The organism is Leuconostoc sp. (assembly GCF_965300815.1).
In genome coordinates, this window is sequence record NZ_CBDKZH010000188.1 from 1 (window position 1) to 1,550 (window position 1,550).

General features: G+C 34.2%; 1 protein-coding gene. It reads left to right on the plus strand.

Annotated elements, in window-relative coordinates; all coding sequences use genetic code 11:
• Positions 1-176 precede the first annotated feature (176 nt).
• Positions 177-740: a recombinase family protein gene (locus tag ACW12G_RS07965; protein ID WP_004906272.1), complete on the plus strand. Its 564-nt coding sequence runs from the start codon at positions 177-179 to the stop codon at positions 738-740.
• Positions 741-1,550: the final 810 nt, after the last annotated feature.

A 1,550-nucleotide genomic window follows, 5' to 3' on the forward strand; every position in this document is an offset into this window, starting at 1 on the left:
CCACGAAAGGTTTTTCAGCAGTTCGCAGTGTTCGGTTAATTCTTGCAATCTACCGAATATATAAACTGTGTCATAACTTAACAGTTGTGTCGCCTTTTTTTATAGCCTATAATTAAAGGGATTGTAGAGCGTCATAACTTAATGACGTAAGTGACAGAGAAAATGAGGTTAGTACAATGAAATATGGCTATGCACGTGTAAGTACAAGTGATCAAAAATTGGAAAATCAGATTTCTATTCTGGAAGAAGCTGGTGCTGAAAAAATTTATCAAGAAAAGTTTACAGGAACAACAACTAAACGTCCAGAGTTTAAAAAATTAATCCAACAGCTAACGTCTGGAGATATGTTGATTGTGACTAAGCTAGATCGCTTTGCTAGAAATACACGTGAAGCACTTGAAATTATTCAAGACTTATTTGAACGAGGAATCAAGGTTAATATATTAAACATGGGACTGATTGACAGTACACCAACTGGTCAGCTTATATTTACAATATTTAGTGCATTTGCGCAATTTGAGCGTGATATGATCGTGACGCGTACCCAAGAAGGGAAAAATTATGCTAAGCAAAATGACCCAAACTTTAAGGAGGGGCGTCCAAAAACATATAGTGATGAACAGATTAATTTTGCTTATGAATTACGAGAACAGGGTATGACATACAAAATGATTTATCGAAAAACAGGTATCAGTATTCGGACACAACAAAGACGATTTAGAGAGTTGAAGAAAGAATAGAAAATACGAGTTTAGGTTTTATTAAAATGCTATCTAACAACTGTTAAATGGTAATATGGTACAATAATTAGGCAAGCAAGTTAAGGCGTTGGTGAGTCCAATAGCAGGGGGTGGTGCTTATGTATTTAACCTCATGTTATAAGAGAGGATAAAACCAACAATGGTCTTTTGGACCGCGGTAATTGTGTTAATTACGGCTTTGGTTGGTTTGGCTACTAAAGTAGTTGAACTAATCAAAGAGATTAACAAGCCTAAAAAATAGGCAAACAAAAACCCCTTAACTTTGAGAGGTAATAGGGGGTTTAAGTTATTTTAAATTTAAACAATATCATCAACGCCTGAGCGGGCTTGTGATTTAAAGGCATGTGTCTCTATCACATGTCTTTTTTGGTTACATTTATTATAACACGATTTTCTAAAACATACATAATTAACAACCCATAACTGATATAAATATCTACTATGCCCATATTGGTTAACATAATTACCACTATCGAAAGTAACGCTGTGACAGGCTTTATCAGGGGTTGTTTTTCCTTGTGAAATCGGAAAATTCACAAACTCATTTGGAGCCAGTTTTGGTCGTTCACAAAGTCGCAAATTTTGCATTTTTCACAAAGTTACAATTTTTAGACCAATTTTCAATTAGTTATTTTTTTCTACTGTTTCTATGCTAGATTTGATAATCTTTTTTTCTGCTATTGGCAATTCAGAAATGTATTCTTCGACAATATCGTTGATTACTTCATATATTTTTTTGCTTTGAAGTGTTGCAATTGTACTAATGGCCGTGTGTGTGTTTAGAGGAAG

Excerpts from the sequence above, each read along its gene's own strand:
- ACW12G_RS07965 (WP_004906272.1), top strand. The coding sequence starts at position 177 with ATGAAATATGGCTATGCACGTGTAAGTACAAGTGATCAAAAATTGGAA.